Genomic DNA, 19058 nt, shown 5'->3' with positions numbered 1-19058 from the left:
TCAAAAAACTAAGCTTTTAAAAAGTAGGTTAGAAACAAAAACGGTGAGCTTAATGCTCACCGTTTTTATATATATTGAATTGTATTAAAGCGCAGTAACAAAAGAACTTAACATCCATAGCGCAAGAATGATAAAAATCCCGCCCATGAATTTATGCTGATACGTTCTGAATTTCACGTTATTGATTAGCGACTTTCCAAGTGTTCCCACTAACGCTACCAAGATTAAGTTAAACAATAAACCAAGAACGTTAAGCAATAAGCCAAGCACCAACATTTGCTCGCCAGAGGTTGCAGCAATATTGGTAGAAACAAATTGTGGTAAAAACATCACAAAGAAGACTAACGCTTTAGGGTTCAATAAATTACTAACTAAAGCACGTTGGTAAAACGTGGTCGCCATCGTCGAACCTTGTTGTAATTCTGGTGCTTCATCTGCTTCTGCTCGAATACAATCCCAACCCATTTTTAATAAGTAGGCACCACCAACGAGATGTAATGCTTTTAAGGCAATAGGGCTCATCGCAATCAGTGCAGATACGCCTAAAGCAGCAAGCAAGGTTAAAATAATACCTGAGGTCGCATTACCTAAGCTGGCAAATAATCCGACTTTACGGCCGTAACTCATGCTTGAACTAGCAATCAACAGCATATCAGGGCCTGGTAATAAAAGTAGGGCGATAACAGCGGTTAAGTAAACCGGAAGAATAGTAATATCAATCATTATTTTATTTTGAATTATAAATCAGGAGGCGGATTTTATAGTAGTGAAGAGGTAAGATCCATGATTAAAAAGTCGCCTAGTGATATAAAATCGATACATTAAAAAATATAGATATTATTGTTAATAATATTAAAGAATAATAATGCGCAATTTTGTACAAAAGAAATGAGAGGGCTTACTATATACTTTAGTAAATAGGGATAAATGTGTTCATGATGAATGATGGCAAATGAGAAAGTAAAAAAAGAAATAGCACACTACCAAGTAGCAGAAGAGCTTGGAGGGCTTGAAATATTAAATGCTGATTATGAAAAGCAGACTTTCTCACGTCACAGTCATGAAGGATATACGATTGGAGTGATTGAACGTGGTGCGCAAAATTTTTATCGCACTGGGGGGAATCATACCGCACCGCAAGACAGTATTATCTTAATTAATGCCGATGATATACACAGTGGACATTCTGCAACGGATGGTGGTTGGGGATATAAAGCGATGTATCCACTGCCTGAACAATTAGAAAGCATTAGTAAAGAGCTAAGCCGTGGGCAGTTTGGAGCTCCATATTTTGCAGAGCCAGTAGTTTATGATCCAGAGCTAGCGAACCAACTTAGATTAGTATTTACCATGTTAGAGCAGTCAGATAACCGTTTATTAAGGGAAACCTTAGTCTATGGCGCTTTGGTTAAGCTTATGTGCAAACATAGCCGTGCACGTTACACCGAGACTGCAATCTCTAAAGCTCAAAGGCCTCTTTATTTAGTGAAAGAGTTTTTAGACGATTTTCCTCAAGCTGACGTGTCATTAGATGATTTATCACGCTTAAGTGAGTTGAGTGCTTATCACCTAGTTAGATCATTTCAAAAAGCGTTTGGTCTTCCTCCTCATAGTTATCAAATTCAATCTCGCTTACGAATGGCCAGAAAGCTTCTTAAGCAAGGGCATTCGTTGTCTGATACTGCACAAGAAACGGGATTTCATGATCAGAGCCATTTACACCGTCATTTTAAAAAAGCGATGGGTATAACTCCGGGACAATACCTCAAATTGTTTTAGCAAGTTTGTACAATCTTAGGTAAAGGAATACAGCTCTAATATAGGCTGATTTGATTTAATAAAGAGTAGTTTATGGATATAAATACCGCCGTACAGCCTTGTTCAAATTCTCGTCTTTTTTGGCAAGGAACATTAGCGATGATCCCACTTAGCATCGCAGTATTACCATGGGGGTTATTAGCCGGTTCATTTGCTATTGATGTAGGTCTTACTCCTTTTGAAGGGCAAGCCATGTCAGCAATTTTGTTTGCAGGTTCGGCTCAGTTAGTCGCGATGGGAATGATTAAAGCTGGCGCAGGGTTAACAACCATGTTGCTGACAACTTTTTTTATTACCTCGCGCCATTTTTTATACAGTGTCTCGATGAGAGATAAAATTAGCCCTTTACCGCTTCGTTGGCGTTTATCCCTTGGTTTTTTATTAACCGATGAACTGTTTGCTGTATGTGGACACCAATCAGAAAAACAATTTAATCGTTGGTACGCATTAGGTGCAGGATTCAGTTTCTATTTCTTTTGGAATGCAGCAACCTTAGCTGGAATTGTTGCGGGTAGTTATATTCCCTCATTGAATGAGCTTGGGTTAGAGTTTGCGGTGGCGGCGACCTTTATTGCCATTGTTGTACCTACCATAAAAAATAGTCCAGTACTTGTCTCTGTTATTAGTGCCTTAATCTTGTCTGCCACACTGACGTATTTTTCAGTTGAAGGCAGTTTAATGATAGCGAGTATTGGCGGTATGGTAGCAGGGTATTTAACAGAGACATTAAGAGGGAAAAGAGGATGATTTTCATATCAATTTTAGCAATGACGGCGTTAGTGTTTTTAAGTCGCTACTTGTTTTTAGAACCCAAATTACCCCTTAGATTAAACGCTCAAACTCAGAAGTTATTAAGCTATTCAAGTCCTGCTGTTTTAACCGCGATTTGGGCTCCAATTGTATTTATGCCTGACAATGAATTATCGCTTTCTGGGTCGAACCCGTATTTGTGGGCGGCATTAACTGCAGCTCTCATTGCATGGAAAACTAAGAATGTACTACTGACAACGATTATCAGCATGATCGTATTCTTAGTGTTTAATTTATGGGTATTTTCAGCATAGGGTCAAAGAGTGGGAGGCTATTATCTTGCTACCCACTCAGCTTCAATCAGTGTCTTTCCATCTAGCTTTAAGCGGCTAAGAAATATATCCCCCATATGAATTTCACCAACGCCTTGAGGTGTACCAGTCATGATGACATCACCATCATACAATTGGGTATAGGATTTTAAATCAGCAAGGATAGTTTCTGGAGAGTAAATCATTTGGCTAACTTGGCCACATTGGACTCTCATACTGTTAATGAATAGCTCAATTTGAAGTTGATTACTGTCGATACCATCAAGAGGGATGAAACGGCTAAATACCGCTGAGCCATCAAAGGCTTTTGCTCGCTCCCAAGGAAGTCCTTTGTTTTTTAGCTCAGATTGTAAGTCTCGTTTGGTTAAATCAAAACCTATTGCAACGGCAGATAGCTGCTCTTTTTCAATCAAAAAACAGATCTCAACTTCATAATGTAAACGCTCTTGATGGAAAGAAGATAGGGTAGAGGTGATGCATGAATTTGGTTTATTAAACACCACCATTTGCTCAGGGATCGTATTATTTAACTCATTAATATGGGCAACGTAATTACGGCCAATACATAATAATTTAGATGGAGTAATTAATTTTTCTCCAAAACGAACCGAATTCATTTTCCTATCCTTGGTTTTTAAATATGCAATGCAGAGTGTACCTGAACTCCTCTTTTTTCAATCGAACTCTGTTGAGTTTTTAGTCAAAAATCAGATCTCTAGCTCAACTACGAATAGGATCATATAGATAATTATGGTGATCTGTTGTGCTGTTAATGAGATAAGTCAGTTAGAATGGTTATTCCTTTCTCTTTAATGGTATTAATGATGATCAATTGGATTCACCCCCCTAAAAATTCGGATGTGGCTAAACTGATCGATTGTTATTGGTTTTTAGAAAGACCTGAAGAGACAGACAGTAACCCATTTCCAAAATTAAACCCTGAGCCTGCAGGGCATTTGATCATTGCTATTCCTGAGCAGCCTTATCATTATGATATTGAATCTGATCGATTAAAGGGAAAAGGGTCACATTGGTTATACCCATACAGCAAGACATTACAGATGGATCACTCGTATGGCTTTGCGATCATCGGGGTTAAATTTCATGTTGGTGCATTGTATTTATTAAATCAAGAACCACAACAATCAGTAGCAGATACTATTGTTTCAGCAGATTTGAATCTGTTATTTGGAACTGAAGAGATAAATGAAATAGATCTGATTGAGTTAGCCAAACAAGATCCTCAGAGGCTTTGTACTAAGTTAGATGAGATATTGTTACCGAGGTTATCTAAAGTAGAAGAAGATAAACATTATCAACTGACAACAAAAGCGCTACCTCTATTAGCGAAAATGCCCATTGCTCAACTAGGGGAGTTATTACATTGCTCACAAAGAACGTTAGAGCGAAGTTTTGTTCGAGTTACTGGGTTTACTTTAAAACAATGCCAGTCAATGAATCGATTGGAAGCGTTAATTACGTATCTGTATCAGCGAGAAGAAACCGATATTGATTGGTTAACGGTTGCTTACGAGTTTGGTTTTAGTGATCAGCCACATTTGATCCGTTATTTGAAAAGTACTTTGGGAGTTACCCCTGGGGAGTACGCAAAGCAACGAGATCTTACGATTGATATTTATGGTGGAATTGAATAACCAATATTCATTTAAGAAGAATATAAAGCTAATGACTCAAAGAATAAGTCACTAGCTTTAGTATTTAAGTTGATCTGTTGATGAGTTTAAAAATCAAACTGAACAATGCGATGTGAAGAAGTAAGACCGGAACGAGTAATGGCTTTTTGTGAGGCAATATTCGTTTTCTCAGTTGAACACATGGCGATTAACCCTTTATCGTTTGCTAAAGCAATCAAGTAAGTGAGTACTTGAGTTGCAATGCCTTGACCGCGTTCAGATTCAGCAACAACCATTCCCAAATCAGCATACTCTGTTTGGTGTTCGTCAAACAAGCGACATTCACCTGCAGCCAGTAATTCATTATTCTTCCAGTAACCAAATAACTCTTGGCGGCTAATTAGGTTTGCATAATACCCAGTAACCCATTCCTCAGGTGCACCTATGTTTACTTTTGCAAATTCAACAAACTCGGCTAGTTGTTCAACCGTTGCTGCTGCCATTGGTAAGTCAGTCTTTTGCTTTACTGCTTTTTCGATTTGTTGATACATCAGCGTATTTACTTGGGTTTTCGCCGCGTGATCAAGACATAATGATAAATAATGCGTTTCTGCAGTACTAGAAAAAGCGCCAATCACATCACCAATAAGCTGGTTTTCTTTATTGATAATAGAAGTGAAAATATCATCAGCAAGAGCCTGATTTGGTTGGTTTACGTAAAACTGAAGTAGGTAACTATCGCTATTTAAACAACAAAATCCAATCAACGCTTCATTTTTATAAAAACCAAAATGGTCTGCCATCGGCACAAATCCGCATAACCACATACCATCTAGTGGCGCTGTAGCTTGCTTAACGTATTCTTTTTTTAGTGTGCTTAATTCTTCTAGTTGTTCAATTCTTTCGATAGTGATCATTTTCTATTGCCTATCTTTGATGGTGGTAACTATTTAGTAACTGTATGGATAAGCCCATAAGTGATGAGCTGTTCTTGAGTGGATAATAAATAAAAGAGAAAAACAAAGATTGAACAAAAGCGACAGTTTGAAATTGAAAGTAATAAACGAGGTAATTATACGTATTTGAATTTTTGTAAATAGAACCTTGTTTTCTTTCCATTTAAGAATCAGTAGCCCTCATGTCGTTTAGTTTAACTTAATGGTTTGTTAAAAATACAAATATATATTTAACTATTGAGATCGTTTACTTTATGTCTTGCTTTGATTTACATCAAATAATAATGATTTAGTAACGTAACTTTTGGTCGCTCACCCAAAAGTTTTCATAATCAGATATGAGGTAATAAATATGAAACAGCCTTTAAAAGCACTTGTTATTGCGCTTGGTTTCACTTTCGGTGCAGCAAATGCCTATGCTATTAGTATGGAACCACTAGACAAGGAATACACGTTACAAGTATTAGGATCGGGTGGTCCTATTTCTGATGACCTTCGTGCCTCTTCCGCTGCTGTCATTTGGTGGAAAGGAAAATCTAGATTTATGATTGATGCCGGAGGTGGTGCCTATCTTCGTTTTGGACAATCAGGTGCAAAACTTGAAGATTTAGACTTTTTAGGTATCACTCACTTCCATACCGATCATGTAACAGATTTACCTGCCATTTTAAAAGGTGGATTCTTCTTTAATCGTGAGGATGCATTAGATATTTCAGGACCAACCGCAGGTGCTGGATTTCCAAGTTTAACTGAATACGTGGATGCGCAATTCAATTCAGACAAAGGCGCTTATGCTTACCTTAATGGCTTGCTTACTGGCGAAGGGATCTTTCCTGTCACCTTGATTGACGTTCCATACCAATCAAAAAATGAAACCAAAGTATACGATAAAGATGGAGTGGTAATCACTGCATTTGGTATTCCTCACGGCAATGTTCCTTGTCTTGCTTATCGAATTGAAACTAGTGAAGGTGTGTTTGTTGTTTCTGCTGATCAAAACGGAACTAACCCCGGGTTTGTTGATTTTGCAAAGGGCGCTGACATTTTAATGATGCCAATGGCAATTGCTGAAAGTGCAGACGAAGAAGTTTCGGCATTTATGCATGCAAAACCATCGACGGTTGGGAAAATAACCGCTCAAATAAACCCTAAGTTACTTGTTGTTGACCACATGATGGGCCTGAGCTTGAAATTTAAAGCAGAGTCTCTAAACATTATAAAACAATATTACAAAGGTGAAGTGATAGCGGCGCGTGATCTCTCTAGTTTTCCAATGAATGCAGTTAAGGATAAAACCAATGAACAATAAACTTACTTTATCAATTGTTATGACCTCTGTGATTGCGCTTAATTCAGGGATGGTATCTGCTGCAGAACCAGTAGAAGAAGCTATTGTAGCGCAAGCCAGTTCTGGTAATGGTGGTCATTGTGCTGCAGGTAAATGTGGTACTGAAAAACGCTTTGGAAAAGCAGATTTAAACGGTGATCCACAAGGTCGTTTAGTGAGAGCGAGAGACGGTAAGTGCGGCCTGTCAGGAGAGGGGATTAATGCCCCTGCTGTGATTACAGATAAAAGTAAAATTACAGGTGGGTTATGCGGTCAATAATCGATACAAGTAAAGGTATTGGATTACGCAGTGAGCATATTGAAGAGCTATGTACATCTCCAAAACATAAAGACATTGATTTTCTTGAATTAGCGCCTGAAAACTGGATGAACATAGGAGGGCAGCGACGTGAATCTTTAAAGCAGATTGCAGAACATTATCCATTGATAGCGCATGGTCTAACGTTATCTATTGGTGATGGCCAGCCTCTGAATAGAGAGTTTATACAGCAAGTTGCTCGTTTCCTTAATGAATTTAATATTGAGATATATAGCGATCATTTAAGTATGTCGCGTGATAAGCAAGGGTATTTATATGATCTTCTTCCAATCCCTAGACGTAAAGAAAACATCTCTTATTTAGTCGATAGAATTCAGTGTGTGCAAGATATTATTCAGCGTCCATTAATACTAGAGAACATCTCTTACTATCACGATTATGGGAATGAGATGCCAGAAGGTGATTTCTTCTCGGAAATTATAAATCGAAGTGACTGTAAGTTATTGCTAGATATAAATAATATTTACGTAAATAGCCATAATCAGAGTTACTGTCCTTATGAAATGCTAAGAGCCTTACCGAGTGATTCAATTGCTTATTATCACATCGCTGGGCACCTAAAAGATGACAATAATTTCCTTTTAGATACCCACGGTAAATCAGTACAAGAGGAGGTGGTGGAGTTAGCAAAATATACGTTTGAGGTTCATGGTTGTAAGCCTTTATTGCTTGAGAGAGATAATAACTTACCGCCATTAAATGAATTAACAAGCGAGCTTTGCACTATTCATCAGAATATTCTCAATCAACAACGAGGATTGAATCAAGCAAGTGAGGGAGGTCATTATGCTTAATACTCCTGCAACGATGTTGACCGAAATTGAATTATTTTCTAAGGCGATTCGACAGCAACCAAAACAGAAGTCTACTCGCCGTTACCATGAGTTTGTTTGTGAAAATATTGTAGGGGTAATTGAAAATACCTTCCCTTTATTCTCAGGGAGACAGAGTGCTGATGATCTTAATCAGTTAGCTAATGAGTTTATTTATTATCACAGCGCAACTGAACCAGAGTTTCATCAAATAGCGACAGAGTTTGTTCAATTTATTCAAAACAAAGTGGAGTTAATGCCACGGCTGTTGAAATTAATTGAGTACGAGTGGGTCACTTTTAATGTCGAAATAGCAATGATAAGAACGGACGAAACACACTCATCATGGGAAGAAATTTCAGCTCAACCTAACGCTTTTACATTGAGTTGTAATGCAGTGATGCAATTGATAGAGGTTCCATTTTTAGTCGAAGAAGACGCGGTTAATTTTCTTTCTAAAGATGAAGACTCCGTTGTGTACGGTGTTTATCGAACAAAAGAAAACATCGTCGTATCTCAAAAGCTTAGGGATATTGATGTTGCGATTATTCAACTTATTTCTCAAACACCCAAAATCACATTAACAAAAGCAGAGCAGCATATACATACACACTTAGCAGGGTTTGATTTTATGTATTGGGTGCATTCTTTTACTCAAAACCAACTTATTACGATTCAGTTTTTAGGAGATAAACATGATTAATTCAATTATCGATGGGTATGACAATTTTATTGTGAAATGCAAGAAATGGGACTTTGTTGTTTTACTTGGTATTCGATTATTTCTTATTCCAGTTATTTATGTAGGAGCACATTCAAAAGTAACAGGCTTCGATGGTGCGGTTCAATTAATGGTCGAACTTGGTCTTCCTTTTCCTACTTTTATGGCCTTTGCAGCAGCAGCGACAGAAGTTATTGGCTGTATTTGTATCGCTATGGGGTTATTTACTCGAATTATTTCTATCCCAATGATCTTTTTAATGAGTGCTGCAAGCTTAACGGTGCACTGGAAGCATGGCTGGGATGCGATAGCAACAGGAAGTATGGAATCAACATGGCGTTTGAATGGGTTTATTGAGTGGTTATCTGCTAATTACCCTGGTCGTTATAACTACATTACAGAGTTGGGTGACCCTGTGATGCTGAACAATGGCATGGAGTTCGCGACGACCTATTTTGTCATGCTTGCCGTGTTATTTATTTATGGTGGTGGCCGTTACGTAAGTATGGATTATTGGTTGAAAAAGAAATTTAACCGTAAAGAAATAAAAGGATAAGTGGGATTAATAGGGGAGGCTGACCCCTATTTTTCATTACTTTATATAGTTAGTTATTAATCAAAAGCGGTTAAATATCGCTGATTATATCGACGTTGGGAAAGAAGTATTATGTTAACAGATGTCGTTGATCTCTCACGATTTCAATTTGCAAGCGTGGCTTTATATCATTTCATTTTTGTGCCACTGACTATTGGTCTGTCATTTTTATTAGCAGTGATGGAAACTATTTATCTCGTTACCGGAAAAACGGTTTATAGAGACATGACTAAGTTTTGGGGGAAATTATTCGGCATTAACTTTGCTATGGGGGTCGCGACTGGATTAACCATGGAGTTCCAGTTTGGGACTAATTGGTCATACTATTCCCATTATTCTGGTGATGTTTTTGGTGCTCCATTAGCAATAGAAGCGATGCTTGCCTTTTTCCTTGAATCGACGTTAGTAGGGATGTTTTTCTTTGGTTGGGATCGTATGTCCAAAGGAAAGCATGCTCTATGTACATGGTTAACCGCAATTGGTTCTAATTTTTCAGGTTTTTGGATCTTAACTGCCAATGGTTGGATGCAAAACCCTGTGGGTGCGGAATTTAATTATGAAACCATGCGTATGGAAATGACGAGTTTTATGGATGTTATTTTAAACCCGATCACTCAAGTTAAGTTCTTACATACTGTTTCTGCCGGTTATGTCACTGGTGCCATGTTTATTATGGGGATAAGTGCTTATTACCTATTGAAGGGGCAAGATCGCTCATTTGCACTTCGCTCCTTTACTGTGGCGTGTTGTTTTGGCTTAGTAACTATTATTTCAACGCTATTTTTGGGAGATGAGTCAGGCTATGAAGCAGGCCAATATCAACCAGTAAAATTGGCAGCAATGGAAGCCGAATGGGAAACCGAAGAAGCTCCTGCATCATTCACATTATTGGGTTTGCCTAATCAAGATACAATGGAAACCGATTATGCAATAAAGATCCCTTATATAATGGGCCTGATTGCAACACGATCTACCGGTACTCCCGTTGTTGGATTAAATGATCTGGTGAAGACGAATGAACAACGTGTTCGTAATGGTATGGTCGCTTATGGGTTACTCAAAACACTACCAGAGAATATGGATAAGTTTAACGAGCTAAAAGGCGACCTCGGTTATGGCCTATTACTGAAAAAATACACAGATAATGTTATTGATGCGACAGAAGACCAAATACAGCAAGCGGCAAAAGACACCATCCCTAATGTCTCTCCAATTTTTTGGAGCTTCAGAATAATGGTTGCATCGGGGATGTTGATGTTTGGCTTGTTATTGCTTTCTTTCTGGTACATGTGTCGAAATCGTTTGGAAGATAAACGTTGGTTATTAAAAGCCTGTCTTTTGGCAATGCCACTGCCTTGGATAGCGATTGAGTGCGGCTGGTTAGTGTCAGAATATGGTCGCCAACCATGGTCGATTCAAGAAATACTGCCAACAGCAATGGCGGCATCGGATCTAACCGTTAATCAAATACTAGCGTCATTAGCCGTTGCTTTTGGGTTATACACCTTCTTACTTATTATCGAAGTTCGTCTGATGGTTAAGTATGCACGTATTGGACCTAGTGCACTAAAAACAGGTCAATATCACTTTGAAAGAGAAAACACAGATGAACATGAATTAATGTTAATTTCATACCAAGGAGGAAATAAATAATGTTTGATTATGAATGGTTACGTTTATTTACTTGGGGAGCGATTGGGGTTTTATTAATTGGATTTATTATTACCGATGGCTTTGATATGGGGGTTGCCGCATTACTTCCTATTATTGGAAAGACGAACAATGAACGCCGAGTAATGATTAACTCTGTAGCGCCACATTGGGATGGTAATCAGGTGTGGTTGATTACGGCTGGTGGTGCCATTTTTGCCATTTGGCCTACAGCTTATGCGGTATCATTCTCTGGATTTTATATCGCAATGATGTTGGCGCTTGCTGCATTGTGGCTACGACCGGCAAGTTTTGAGTATCGTGCAAAAGTGGATAGCTCATCATGGCGTAAAAAGTGCGATATTGGCTTAATGATAAGTGGCATTGTTCCTCCTATTATTTTCGGTGTAGGTTTTGGGAACCTCTTAGTCGGCGTGCCATTTGATATGAACTATTTAATGATGATTCATTACAGTGGCAGTTTTTGGGATTTACTAACCGTTTTTCCAATAGTCTGTGGGCTTCTGTCTCTATTTATGGTGCTATCTCAAGGTGCGGCTTATCTACAGTTAAAAACAACACTAGGGATCAGAGAAAGAAGTCAGAAAGTGACAATCATATGCTCAATGGTATGTGTCGGACTATTTATACTCGGTGGTTTTTTAGCGGTAAATATGAATGGTTATATTATAACGAGTGAGGTTATTACTCACTTACCATCAAACCCATTACATAAAGAAGTTGCTAGCGTTACTAATGGTCTATTGCATAACTACAGTGATAATAACCTGCTGTATCTTATACCGATACTAGGTGTTGGCATGTACCTATTAACGATTGTATTTTCTTACATTCGTTCTAGTGGCTTTGCATTCTTAACATCAAGCTTAGCAATGGTTTGTATTATTTTGACCGCAGGTATTGCACTGTTCCCTATGATCATTCCATCCAGTATTAGCCCAGACCATAGTCTGACTATTTGGGATGCAACATCAAGTGAGCTAACACTGCAAATTATCTCAATTGTCGTGGTATTGGTTGTCCCCGTTATTCTTGGATACACAGTGTGGTGTTATTCAAAAATGTTTGGTCGTATTGATACGAATTACGTTAAAGAAAACAGCGCTCGATTATATTAATAGGAGAAGAGTATGTGGATTATTATGTGGGTCTTCATTGTATTAGTAGCTTGTGGTTTTGGAATGATAACGTGCATCTATCAAGAGAATCATAAAGGCTATTTTGATAAGGAATAAGAGTATATTTACTTAATAGTACTCTTATTCGACTTTACAAAAATACCGCTTATATAAGTAAGTGGTATTTATTTTTAGATAAGGTTCTTAGTACGGTTATTTTTGAAAGCTCAATAACCATTTTTAAATTATGGTTATTGAGATGATAGTCACTTAAAAAAAATTAAAAAATCGTAATATCTTTGTTTTATAAGTAATTTTGGATTAAAGCAATGAATGTAGTAGAACGTTTTTTAGGTTACACAAAGATCAATACAACCACAAATCAAGCGAATGGTGCTGCTGGTATCATGCCTTCAAGTGCAGGCCAATATGAATTAGCGTGTTTGGTTAAAAAGCAATTAGAAGATCTAGGTTGTGTTGATATTGCTCTTCGAGATACCGCTATTCTTACCGCTACTTTACCGTCTAACTCTAAAAAACAATTACCAACTGTTGCCTTCTTTGGACATCTTGATACCAGTTCAGAGCGAATTGAAGATACGCATGCAGAGGTGGTTCGTTATGAAGGGGGAGATATTCCATTATCTACTGGTCCAATTCTTTCTCTAAAAGAGCAGCCAGAACTTGCAAATTATGTTGGGCAAGAAATCATAGTGAGTGATGGACAATCATTACTCGGTGCTGATGATAAAGCGGCGATTGCTGCTATTTTAAATGCATTGCAGTTTTTCCACGAAAATCCAGAAGTTGAGCATGGAACGGTAAAGGTGGGTTTTGTTCCTGATGAAGAGCAAGGGCTTCTGGGAGCAAATGCATTTGATGTTAATGAGTTTGGTGCTGATTTTGCTTACACACTAGACTGCTGTGGAATTGGTGAATTTGTTTGTGAAAACTGGAATGCAGGTAATGCAGTGGTTACATTTACAGGACAATCTGCACATCCGATGAACTCAAAAGGTAATTTGATCAATTCTTTGTTGTTAGCCAATTCTTTCATGACCCAGTTCCCCGCAAAAGAAACGCCAGAACACACCGAGGGGCGTGAAGGTTATTATTGGATGAAGAAACTTGCAGGAAACTCAGCAAAAACCATTCTTAATATGGATATTCGAGATTTTACGGAAGAAGGTTATGCATATCGAAAAGCCTTTATTGCCGAACAAGTAAGTATGTTTAATGAAGCGAATAACAATCGAGCCGTTCTTGAAATGAGTGATCGTTATAGCAACGTGCATAACTTTTTAAAAGACTCTACATTGCCTGTTGATTTAGCAATGGCGGCTTATAAAGAAAATGGCATAGAACCAAAAGTGATCCCTATGCGTGGTGGTTATGATGGGGCAGTGCTTTCAGAAAAAGGTTTGCCATGCCCTAACATTTTTACTGGAGCTCATAACTTCCACTCAATATTTGAGTATTTGCCTGTTCCATCACTAGTGGCTGCAAGTAACGTGGTTAAGACAATTATTATCAATTTAACTGAGCATGAAGGTATATAAATATGGCTCAGTTAATATTGGTTCTTATTGTTGTCGTTATTGCCGCCAGAATGATTCTAAAAGGCTACAAAGCAGAGCCTACCTTATTAATGTCAGGGACTGTTTTAATTTTTGCTACTGGGATATTTGGTTGGGGACCGATGCTACCAGCTTCTGTGGCATCGACTAATTTTTCAGGATTTGACCCGTTTAAGTATATCCAATTTTTGATGGGATATCGTGCGGGAGCATTAGGCTTGATGATAATGGCGTTAGTCGGATTTGCTGATTATATGAGTCATATTGGTGCTAATGATGTCGTCGTTCGCTTAGCCACAAAACCATTAAGTCGCATTAAAAATAAAAATATCATGTTGTTCTTTGCTTATTGTATGGCGAGTATTCTCCAACTCGCAATTCCATCAGCAACTGGATTAGGCGTGTTATTAATGGGCACCCTGTATCCTGTAATGTTGGGCTTAGGTCTTTCTCGTGGTAGTGCTGCAGCGGTTATTGCTAGCTCATTGGCGGTAAGCTTTACCCCAACGGGTGTTGATGCTATTCGTGCCAGTGAAGCATTAGGAATGGATTTAATGAGTTACGTTTCTCATTACCAAGCGCCAACATCGATTGCAACAATGGTAGTGATTGGGATTATGCATGTTATCTGGCAAACCCATGTAGATAAAAAACACCCCGAGCAATTTGAAGAAGCTGCATTAACTGAATCAAAAGAGGGGGCTTCTGCACCGAGTTACTATGTAATGCTACCTTTACTTCCTATTATTATGGCGATAGTTTTCTCTAAATTAGTGGTTTCAACCATCAATATGGATGTGACAACAATCGTTTTTGTTTCCATGTTTGTCGCCATGCTGTGTGAATGCGTTACAAAAAGAAGCTTAAAGGTTGTGTTTGATGGCTTTGGTGTCTTTTCAAAAGGAATGGGGAGTGCGTTTAGTAGCGTCGTTGTTTTACTCGTGGCAGCCGGTGTTTTTGCTTATGGTATTCAAGCAACGGGTGCTATTGCTAACTTAATCATGCTTGCCGAATCGGTTGGTTTACCAAGTGTTGCTATGACGTTAGTTTTTGCTGTTGTTACCCTATTGGCTGCAGTGATAATGGGGTCAGGTAATGCACCATTCTTAGCGTTTGTTGAATTAATTCCAACTATCGCATCAAGCATGGGAGCAAATACCGCAGCGATGTTAATGCCAATGCAACAAGCCTCAGCAATTGGTCGTGCGATGTCCCCAGTGTCGGCGGTTGTTATTGCGTCAGCAACAGGAGCGAAGTTAAGTCCTTTTGATGTCGCCAAACGGACTTCAGTACCTGTGTTAGTTGGTTTTGTGTTCCACTTTATTATCGTATATGCATTTTATAGCTAAATTACGTTTATATTTTTGATACAAAAAAGCCACACAACCTAAAATTCCCAAAAGGTTGAGTGGCTTTGTTATTTTTAGAGAACGTCCGATTAACGGATGATCATTTGTTCACGTTCAGGACCAACAGACACCATACTTACTGGCACGCCCATTAGTTCTTCAATACGTAATACATACGCTTGAGCTGCTTTTGGTAGACTTTCAAAAGTACGACAACCTGTGATGTCTTCTTGCCATGCTTCCATGTTTTCGTAAACAGGGCTTAGTGCAGATGTTTGAGGCCAGATTGGGTTCTCAGTATGTTCGCCAGCATAAGACGTACAAATTTTAAGATCCGCCATACCACTTAAACAGTCAATTTTTGTTAGTGCGATTTCAGTTGCTGCTTGTAGTTCAACACCGTTGCGCGTTGCTACTGCATCAAAGTAGCCCATATCACGTGGACGACCTGTTACTGCGCCATATTCGTTAGCCGCTTCACGGAAGTTATCTTGCTCTTCCATAGCAGTAACTAATGTACCTGTACCAACAGATGAGCTGAAAGATTTAGCAACGGCAATAATACGTTCAGGACGCAAAGCAGGTAAACCACTACCGATACCAGCATAAGCTGCTGTTACGTTTGAAGAGGTAGTCCATGGATATTCACCATAAACTAAATCACGACCAGCGCCTAACTGTGCTTCAAACAATAAATTTGCATCGTTTTTCTGCATTACTTTTAGAGGCTCAGTCACGTTACAGATGAATTTACGCCAAGGAGCAGTCACTTCTAATAGCCATTCTGTCATTTCTTCTGCCGTTTGGCTGAAATCACACGTTGGGTATAGAGCGTTAAGTTGTGGCATTTTCCAATCAAGCATGAATTGAATGCGTTCAAGCAATACTTCTGGTTGCATTAACCAACCCACAAGGATGCCTTTTTTCATTACACGATCACCATACGCAGGAGCAATACCTTGACGAGTTGAACCGTAAGCACCGTCGCCTAAACGTAATTCTTCAAGTGTATCTTCAAGCGCATGAAGAGGAAGACAAAGTGTAGCACGGTCAGAAATGTGCATTTTTACTTCAATGCCAGCGGCTTTAACTTCTGCGATTTCTTCGCTTAATGCCGCAGGGCTAATTACCATGCCAGGGCCAAGAACCGCTGTACAATCTGGGTTAAAAATACCGCTTGGAAGTTGGTGTAGCTTAAAGGTACCGAAGTCATTTACCACAGTATGACCGGCGTTATTACCGCCCTGAAAACGAATACTTGCAGACGCATCCGCAGCAAGAAAATCAACGATACGGCCTTTACCTTCATCGCCCCAATTAGCACCAACAACAACAATAGACGGCATAACACAAACTCCTAAATGATTAAGACGCTATGCTAATCCCAATAAGTTAATATGAGAAATTAATTATAATTATCGACTTGATAAGAAATCCATATATCATATTGGGTGAAATGTATTCAAAAAGAGAGTATGGGAATGCTTGATCTCCATTGGCTTAAAACATTTGTCACGTTAGCCGAATTAAAACACTTTGGTAAAACAGCGACAGCACTTCATATGACACAACCCAATGTTAGCTTACACATCAAACAGTTAGAAAGTACTACTCGAGTAAAGTTAATTGAGAGAAATCCCTTTCATTTAACGGAAGCAGGGGCTCGTTTACTGCAAACCAGTCAAGACACACTAATGGCATTGCAAGTGTGCCAAGCCGATTTGAATGCGATTAATGATATGAGCCGTGGGACACTAACCATTGCGGCCAGTGATATTATTTCGCGCTTATTATTGATTGGGCCATTCCAATTATTTAAGCAAGAGTTCCCGGGTATCGATTTTTCTCTGCTTAATACCACTTCTTCGCAAGCGTCTGAATTAGTGAAAAGTGCAGAGGCCGATTTAGGCTTTGTTATTGCACAGAAAGAAAGTCAGCCTCTGCATTTTACTGAATTACAGCAAATAAAATGGTGTGCACTGGGTAATCATCTTGAAGAGTGGCAACAAGCGAATCTTGATCCTACAATTACTCTAGATGATGAACCAACATTGATTTTATTAGGTCACGATACGCGAACACGAGACTTACTTGATTTAGCTTTACCATCTTTAAATCTACCTAAATATCGTATCATGGAGGTGGGTAGTGTAGATGCCCAGATTGATTGGGCTGAGGCGGGATTCGGAGTGGCGATAGTCCCTGAATTCTCTATTCATCCAAAGCGAAATCTTAAAGCGACGGTAACCCCATTACCTAAGTTTCCGACGACTAGCTTAGGGTATATTGTTAGGCAAAATCAGGTGTTGTCTAAAGCAATTAAACAACTGCTAAAATGGGTAGATGAAGAGATAATTCGTTCACAAAAATAGTCATCTTAACGACACATATGTTTTATAAAGTGGAATAAAGTACATTGACATTCATAACTAAAGGGTCTAGAAATGTAACTAAATATTAATGGATAACTAATTGACACTATTGTAATTAGTTATTTATTAAGGCCGAATTTAATTAATTCGACAGTTTATATTCTTATTGTTTGTTCAATTCAATGGAGCTAAAACGTATGCCTCTTCACTCTAAAGATACAGTCAGAGATGATCTTCTTGATGATGTTTATTCGTCAGCTGACCTTTCGTTGTCTATGCCAAAATACAAAATGCCTGAACAAGAACATGACCCCCGTCATGCCTACCAAGTCGTTCATGATGAGCTCATGATGGATGGTAATTCTCGACAGAACTTAGCTACGTTTTGCCAAACTTGGGTTGAAGATGAAGTTCATAAATTAATGGACGAATGCATCGATAAGAACATGATCGATAAGGATGAGTATCCTCAAACCGCTGAACTTGAAGCACGTTGTGTGCATATGTTAGCGGATTTATGGAACTCTCCAGACGCAGAAAATACGTTAGGTTGTTCTACTACAGGGTCAAGTGAAGCAGCAATGCTAGGCGGAATGGCCTTAAAATGGGCTTGGCGCGAAAAAATGAAAAAGCTTGGCAAACCAACAGACAAGCCAAATATGATCTGTGGTCCTGTTCAAGTGTGCTGGCATAAATTTGCGCGTTATTGGGACATTGAATTACGTGAGATCCCAATGGAAGGCGATCGCTTAATCATGACGCCTGAAGAGGTGATTAAACGCTGTGATGAAAATACCATTGGTGTTGTTCCAACATTGGGTGTGACATTTACTTGTCAGTATGAGCCTGTAAAAGCGGTGCATGAAGCGTTAGATAAATTACAAGAAGACACTGGATTAGATATCCCAATGCACATTGATGCGGCGAGTGGTGGTTTCTTAGCCCCATTCTGCGATCCTGACTTAGAGTGGGATTTCCGTCTTCCTCGAGTGAAATCGATTAATGCATCTGGCCATAAATTCGGTTTAAGCCCACTAGGTGTGGGTTGGGTGATATGGCGTGATGCGTCTGCATTGCATGAAGACCTGATTTTCAATGTGAACTATCTAGGTGGCAACATGCCGACCTTTGCATTGAACTTCTCTCGTCCTGGTGGCCAAATTGTAGCTCAATATTATAACTTCCTACGCTTAGGTAAAGAAGGCTACCGTAAAATCCATCAAGCCTGTTACGACACCGCTGTTTATTTATCCGCGGAAATTGAAAAACTGGGTATGTTTGAGATTATCTATGATGGTAATGGTGGAATTCCTGCAATGAGTTGGTCATTGAAAGAAGGGGTTAATCCTGGTTTTAACTTATTTGACCTATCGGATCGAATTCGTTCTCGTGGTTGGCAAATTGCCGCGTATGCGATGCCACCAAAGCGTGAAGACTTAGTGATTATGCGTATTTTAGTTCGTCATGGTTTCAGTCGAGATCAAGCTGATTTATTAGTTGCTGACTTAAAACATTGTGTTGAGTTTTTTGCTAAGCATCCTATTTCCCACGGCAGTGATGAGTTGGAATCTTCAGGCTTTAATCACGGTTAATATCTTTTGGGCCACGTTTCTAGTGGCCCATTACTCCCCATTCGTTTCAATTAATATTTATATGAAATTAGTGTTAATTGAAACCTAGTTTGTC

General features: G+C 38.9%; 19 protein-coding genes. 15 read left to right on the top strand and 4 right to left on the bottom strand.

Features of this window, described 5'->3' with window-relative positions:
- Positions 1–84: 84 nt before the first annotated feature.
- A complete protein-coding gene (locus ED622_RS14580) occupies positions 85–723 on the bottom strand; it encodes a LysE family translocator (RefSeq protein ID WP_122035246.1) in 639 nt (212 codons plus the stop codon).
- 222 nt (positions 724–945) lie between these two features.
- On the opposite strand from ED622_RS14580, the gene ED622_RS14575 reads away from it, so the two are divergent.
- The 3 genes from ED622_RS14575 to ED622_RS14565 all read left to right on the top strand — a co-directional run bounded on the left by ED622_RS14575 (position 946) and on the right by ED622_RS14565 (position 2882).
- The gene (locus ED622_RS14575; protein ID WP_174213455.1) at positions 946–1779 is read left to right on the top strand and encodes an AraC family transcriptional regulator; all 834 of its coding nucleotides are present in this window, start codon (positions 946–948) and stop codon (positions 1777–1779) included.
- 72 nt (positions 1780–1851) lie between these two features.
- Complete coding sequence (locus ED622_RS14570) at positions 1852–2565, top strand: AzlC family ABC transporter permease (RefSeq protein WP_122035242.1); 714 nt, start codon at positions 1852–1854, stop codon at positions 2563–2565.
- Positions 2562–2882 carry an AzlD domain-containing protein gene (locus ED622_RS14565; protein ID WP_122035240.1) on the top strand — a complete coding sequence of 107 codons (321 nt, stop codon included), beginning with the start codon at positions 2562–2564 and terminating at the stop codon, positions 2880–2882. Before ED622_RS14570 ends, ED622_RS14565 begins: the two co-directional genes overlap by 4 nt.
- A 20-nt stretch (positions 2883–2902) precedes the next feature.
- Here the strand turns inward: ED622_RS14565 and ED622_RS14560 are convergent, their stop codons facing one another.
- Positions 2903–3517, bottom strand: a complete 615-nt coding sequence (locus ED622_RS14560) for a fumarylacetoacetate hydrolase family protein (RefSeq protein WP_122035239.1) — start codon at positions 3515–3517, stop codon at positions 2903–2905.
- Between the two features lie 207 nt (positions 3518–3724).
- Here ED622_RS14560 and ED622_RS14555 point away from each other — a divergent pair, with 207 nt between their 5' ends.
- Positions 3725–4555 carry an AraC family transcriptional regulator gene (locus ED622_RS14555; RefSeq protein WP_122036131.1) on the top strand — a complete coding sequence of 277 codons (831 nt, stop codon included), beginning with the start codon at positions 3725–3727 and terminating at the stop codon, positions 4553–4555.
- An 86-nt stretch (positions 4556–4641) separates the two neighbouring features.
- On the opposite strand, the gene ED622_RS14550 is transcribed toward ED622_RS14555, so the two are convergent.
- On the bottom strand, positions 4642–5451 hold the full coding sequence (locus tag ED622_RS14550; protein ID WP_122035237.1) for a GNAT family N-acetyltransferase: 810 nt from the start codon (positions 5449–5451) through the stop codon (positions 4642–4644).
- A 391-nt stretch (positions 5452–5842) separates the two neighbouring features.
- Between ED622_RS14550 and ED622_RS14545 the strand changes: the two genes are divergently transcribed.
- From ED622_RS14545 to dcuC, 9 genes are all read left to right on the top strand, one after another.
- Positions 5843–6799 (top strand): MBL fold metallo-hydrolase, encoded by a 957-nt coding sequence (locus tag ED622_RS14545; protein ID WP_122035235.1) that lies wholly within the window; start codon positions 5843–5845, stop codon positions 6797–6799.
- Entirely contained in the window at positions 6789–7097 is a 309-nt protein-coding gene (locus tag ED622_RS14540; protein ID WP_122035233.1) for a hypothetical protein, read from the top strand. The genes ED622_RS14545 and ED622_RS14540 overlap by 11 nt, the downstream gene beginning before the upstream one ends.
- Positions 7085–7951 carry a DUF692 domain-containing protein gene (locus tag ED622_RS14535; protein WP_122035231.1) on the top strand — a complete coding sequence of 289 codons (867 nt, stop codon included), beginning with the start codon at positions 7085–7087 and terminating at the stop codon, positions 7949–7951. The genes ED622_RS14540 and ED622_RS14535 overlap by 13 nt, the downstream gene beginning before the upstream one ends.
- Positions 7944–8672: a putative DNA-binding domain-containing protein gene (locus ED622_RS14530; protein WP_122035229.1), complete on the top strand. Its 729-nt coding sequence runs from the start codon at positions 7944–7946 to the stop codon at positions 8670–8672. Before ED622_RS14535 ends, ED622_RS14530 begins: the two co-directional genes overlap by 8 nt.
- Positions 8665–9246 carry a DoxX family protein gene (locus ED622_RS14525; protein WP_122035227.1) on the top strand — a complete coding sequence of 194 codons (582 nt, stop codon included), beginning with the start codon at positions 8665–8667 and terminating at the stop codon, positions 9244–9246. The genes ED622_RS14530 and ED622_RS14525 overlap by 8 nt, the downstream gene beginning before the upstream one ends.
- A gap of 111 nt (positions 9247–9357) precedes the next feature.
- The gene (locus ED622_RS14520; RefSeq protein ID WP_122035225.1) at positions 9358–10938 is read left to right on the top strand and encodes a cytochrome ubiquinol oxidase subunit I; all 1581 of its coding nucleotides are present in this window, start codon (positions 9358–9360) and stop codon (positions 10936–10938) included.
- Entirely contained in the window at positions 10938–12074 is a 1137-nt protein-coding gene (gene cydB / locus ED622_RS14515) for a cytochrome d ubiquinol oxidase subunit II (protein ID WP_122035223.1), read from the top strand. The genes ED622_RS14520 and cydB overlap by 1 nt, the downstream gene beginning before the upstream one ends.
- A gap of 329 nt (positions 12075–12403) precedes the next feature.
- Positions 12404–13633, top strand: coding sequence for a peptidase T (pepT, locus tag ED622_RS14505; RefSeq protein ID WP_122035219.1), 1230 nt, complete (start codon positions 12404–12406; stop codon positions 13631–13633).
- Positions 13634–13635: 2 nt separating this feature from the next.
- Complete coding sequence (dcuC, locus tag ED622_RS14500; protein WP_122035217.1) at positions 13636–15000, top strand: C4-dicarboxylate transporter DcuC; 1365 nt, start codon at positions 13636–13638, stop codon at positions 14998–15000.
- An 89-nt stretch (positions 15001–15089) separates the two neighbouring features.
- On the opposite strand, the gene ED622_RS14495 is transcribed toward dcuC, so the two are convergent.
- Positions 15090–16346 carry an adenylosuccinate synthetase gene (locus tag ED622_RS14495; RefSeq protein WP_045101802.1) on the bottom strand — a complete coding sequence of 419 codons (1257 nt, stop codon included), beginning with the start codon at positions 16344–16346 and terminating at the stop codon, positions 15090–15092.
- A gap of 135 nt (positions 16347–16481) precedes the next feature.
- On the opposite strand from ED622_RS14495, the gene ED622_RS14490 reads away from it, so the two are divergent.
- Together ED622_RS14490 and ED622_RS14485 are read left to right on the top strand one after the other, a co-directional pair.
- Complete coding sequence (locus ED622_RS14490) at positions 16482–17372, top strand: LysR family transcriptional regulator (RefSeq protein ID WP_162922529.1); 891 nt, start codon at positions 16482–16484, stop codon at positions 17370–17372.
- Positions 17373–17569: 197 nt separating this feature from the next.
- Entirely contained in the window at positions 17570–18964 is a 1395-nt protein-coding gene (locus ED622_RS14485) for a glutamate decarboxylase (protein WP_122035212.1), read from the top strand.
- Positions 18965–19058 lie beyond the last annotated feature (94 nt).

It is taken from the genome of Aliivibrio sp. EL58, from assembly GCF_900312675.1.
Classification (GTDB): domain Bacteria; phylum Pseudomonadota; class Gammaproteobacteria; order Enterobacterales; family Vibrionaceae; genus Aliivibrio.
The sequence above is the reverse complement of the archived record's forward strand: the minus strand, read 5'-3'. Positions and strand labels throughout refer to the sequence as shown.

Excerpts from the sequence above, each read along its gene's own strand:
- ED622_RS14580 (WP_122035246.1), bottom strand. The coding sequence starts at position 723 with ATGATTGATATTACTATTCTTCCGGTTTACTTAACCGCTGTTATCGCC.
- ED622_RS14575 (WP_174213455.1), top strand. The coding sequence starts at position 946 with ATGGCAAATGAGAAAGTAAAAAAAGAAATAGCACACTACCAAGTAGCA.
- ED622_RS14570 (WP_122035242.1), top strand. The coding sequence starts at position 1,852 with ATGGATATAAATACCGCCGTACAGCCTTGTTCAAATTCTCGTCTTTTT.
- ED622_RS14565 (WP_122035240.1), top strand. The coding sequence starts at position 2,562 with ATGATTTTCATATCAATTTTAGCAATGACGGCGTTAGTGTTTTTAAGT.
- ED622_RS14560 (WP_122035239.1), bottom strand. The coding sequence starts at position 3,517 with ATGAATTCGGTTCGTTTTGGAGAAAAATTAATTACTCCATCTAAATTA.
- ED622_RS14555 (WP_122036131.1), top strand. The coding sequence starts at position 3,725 with ATGATCAATTGGATTCACCCCCCTAAAAATTCGGATGTGGCTAAACTG.
- ED622_RS14550 (WP_122035237.1), bottom strand. The coding sequence starts at position 5,451 with ATGATCACTATCGAAAGAATTGAACAACTAGAAGAATTAAGCACACTA.
- ED622_RS14545 (WP_122035235.1), top strand. The coding sequence starts at position 5,843 with ATGAAACAGCCTTTAAAAGCACTTGTTATTGCGCTTGGTTTCACTTTC.
- ED622_RS14540 (WP_122035233.1), top strand. The coding sequence starts at position 6,789 with ATGAACAATAAACTTACTTTATCAATTGTTATGACCTCTGTGATTGCG.
- ED622_RS14535 (WP_122035231.1), top strand. The coding sequence starts at position 7,085 with ATGCGGTCAATAATCGATACAAGTAAAGGTATTGGATTACGCAGTGAG.
- ED622_RS14530 (WP_122035229.1), top strand. The coding sequence starts at position 7,944 with ATGCTTAATACTCCTGCAACGATGTTGACCGAAATTGAATTATTTTCT.
- ED622_RS14525 (WP_122035227.1), top strand. The coding sequence starts at position 8,665 with ATGATTAATTCAATTATCGATGGGTATGACAATTTTATTGTGAAATGC.
- ED622_RS14520 (WP_122035225.1), top strand. The coding sequence starts at position 9,358 with ATGTTAACAGATGTCGTTGATCTCTCACGATTTCAATTTGCAAGCGTG.
- cydB (WP_122035223.1), top strand. The coding sequence starts at position 10,938 with ATGTTTGATTATGAATGGTTACGTTTATTTACTTGGGGAGCGATTGGG.
- pepT (WP_122035219.1), top strand. The coding sequence starts at position 12,404 with ATGAATGTAGTAGAACGTTTTTTAGGTTACACAAAGATCAATACAACC.
- dcuC (WP_122035217.1), top strand. The coding sequence starts at position 13,636 with ATGGCTCAGTTAATATTGGTTCTTATTGTTGTCGTTATTGCCGCCAGA.
- ED622_RS14495 (WP_045101802.1), bottom strand. The coding sequence starts at position 16,346 with ATGCCGTCTATTGTTGTTGTTGGTGCTAATTGGGGCGATGAAGGTAAA.
- ED622_RS14490 (WP_162922529.1), top strand. The coding sequence starts at position 16,482 with ATGCTTGATCTCCATTGGCTTAAAACATTTGTCACGTTAGCCGAATTA.
- ED622_RS14485 (WP_122035212.1), top strand. The coding sequence starts at position 17,570 with ATGCCTCTTCACTCTAAAGATACAGTCAGAGATGATCTTCTTGATGAT.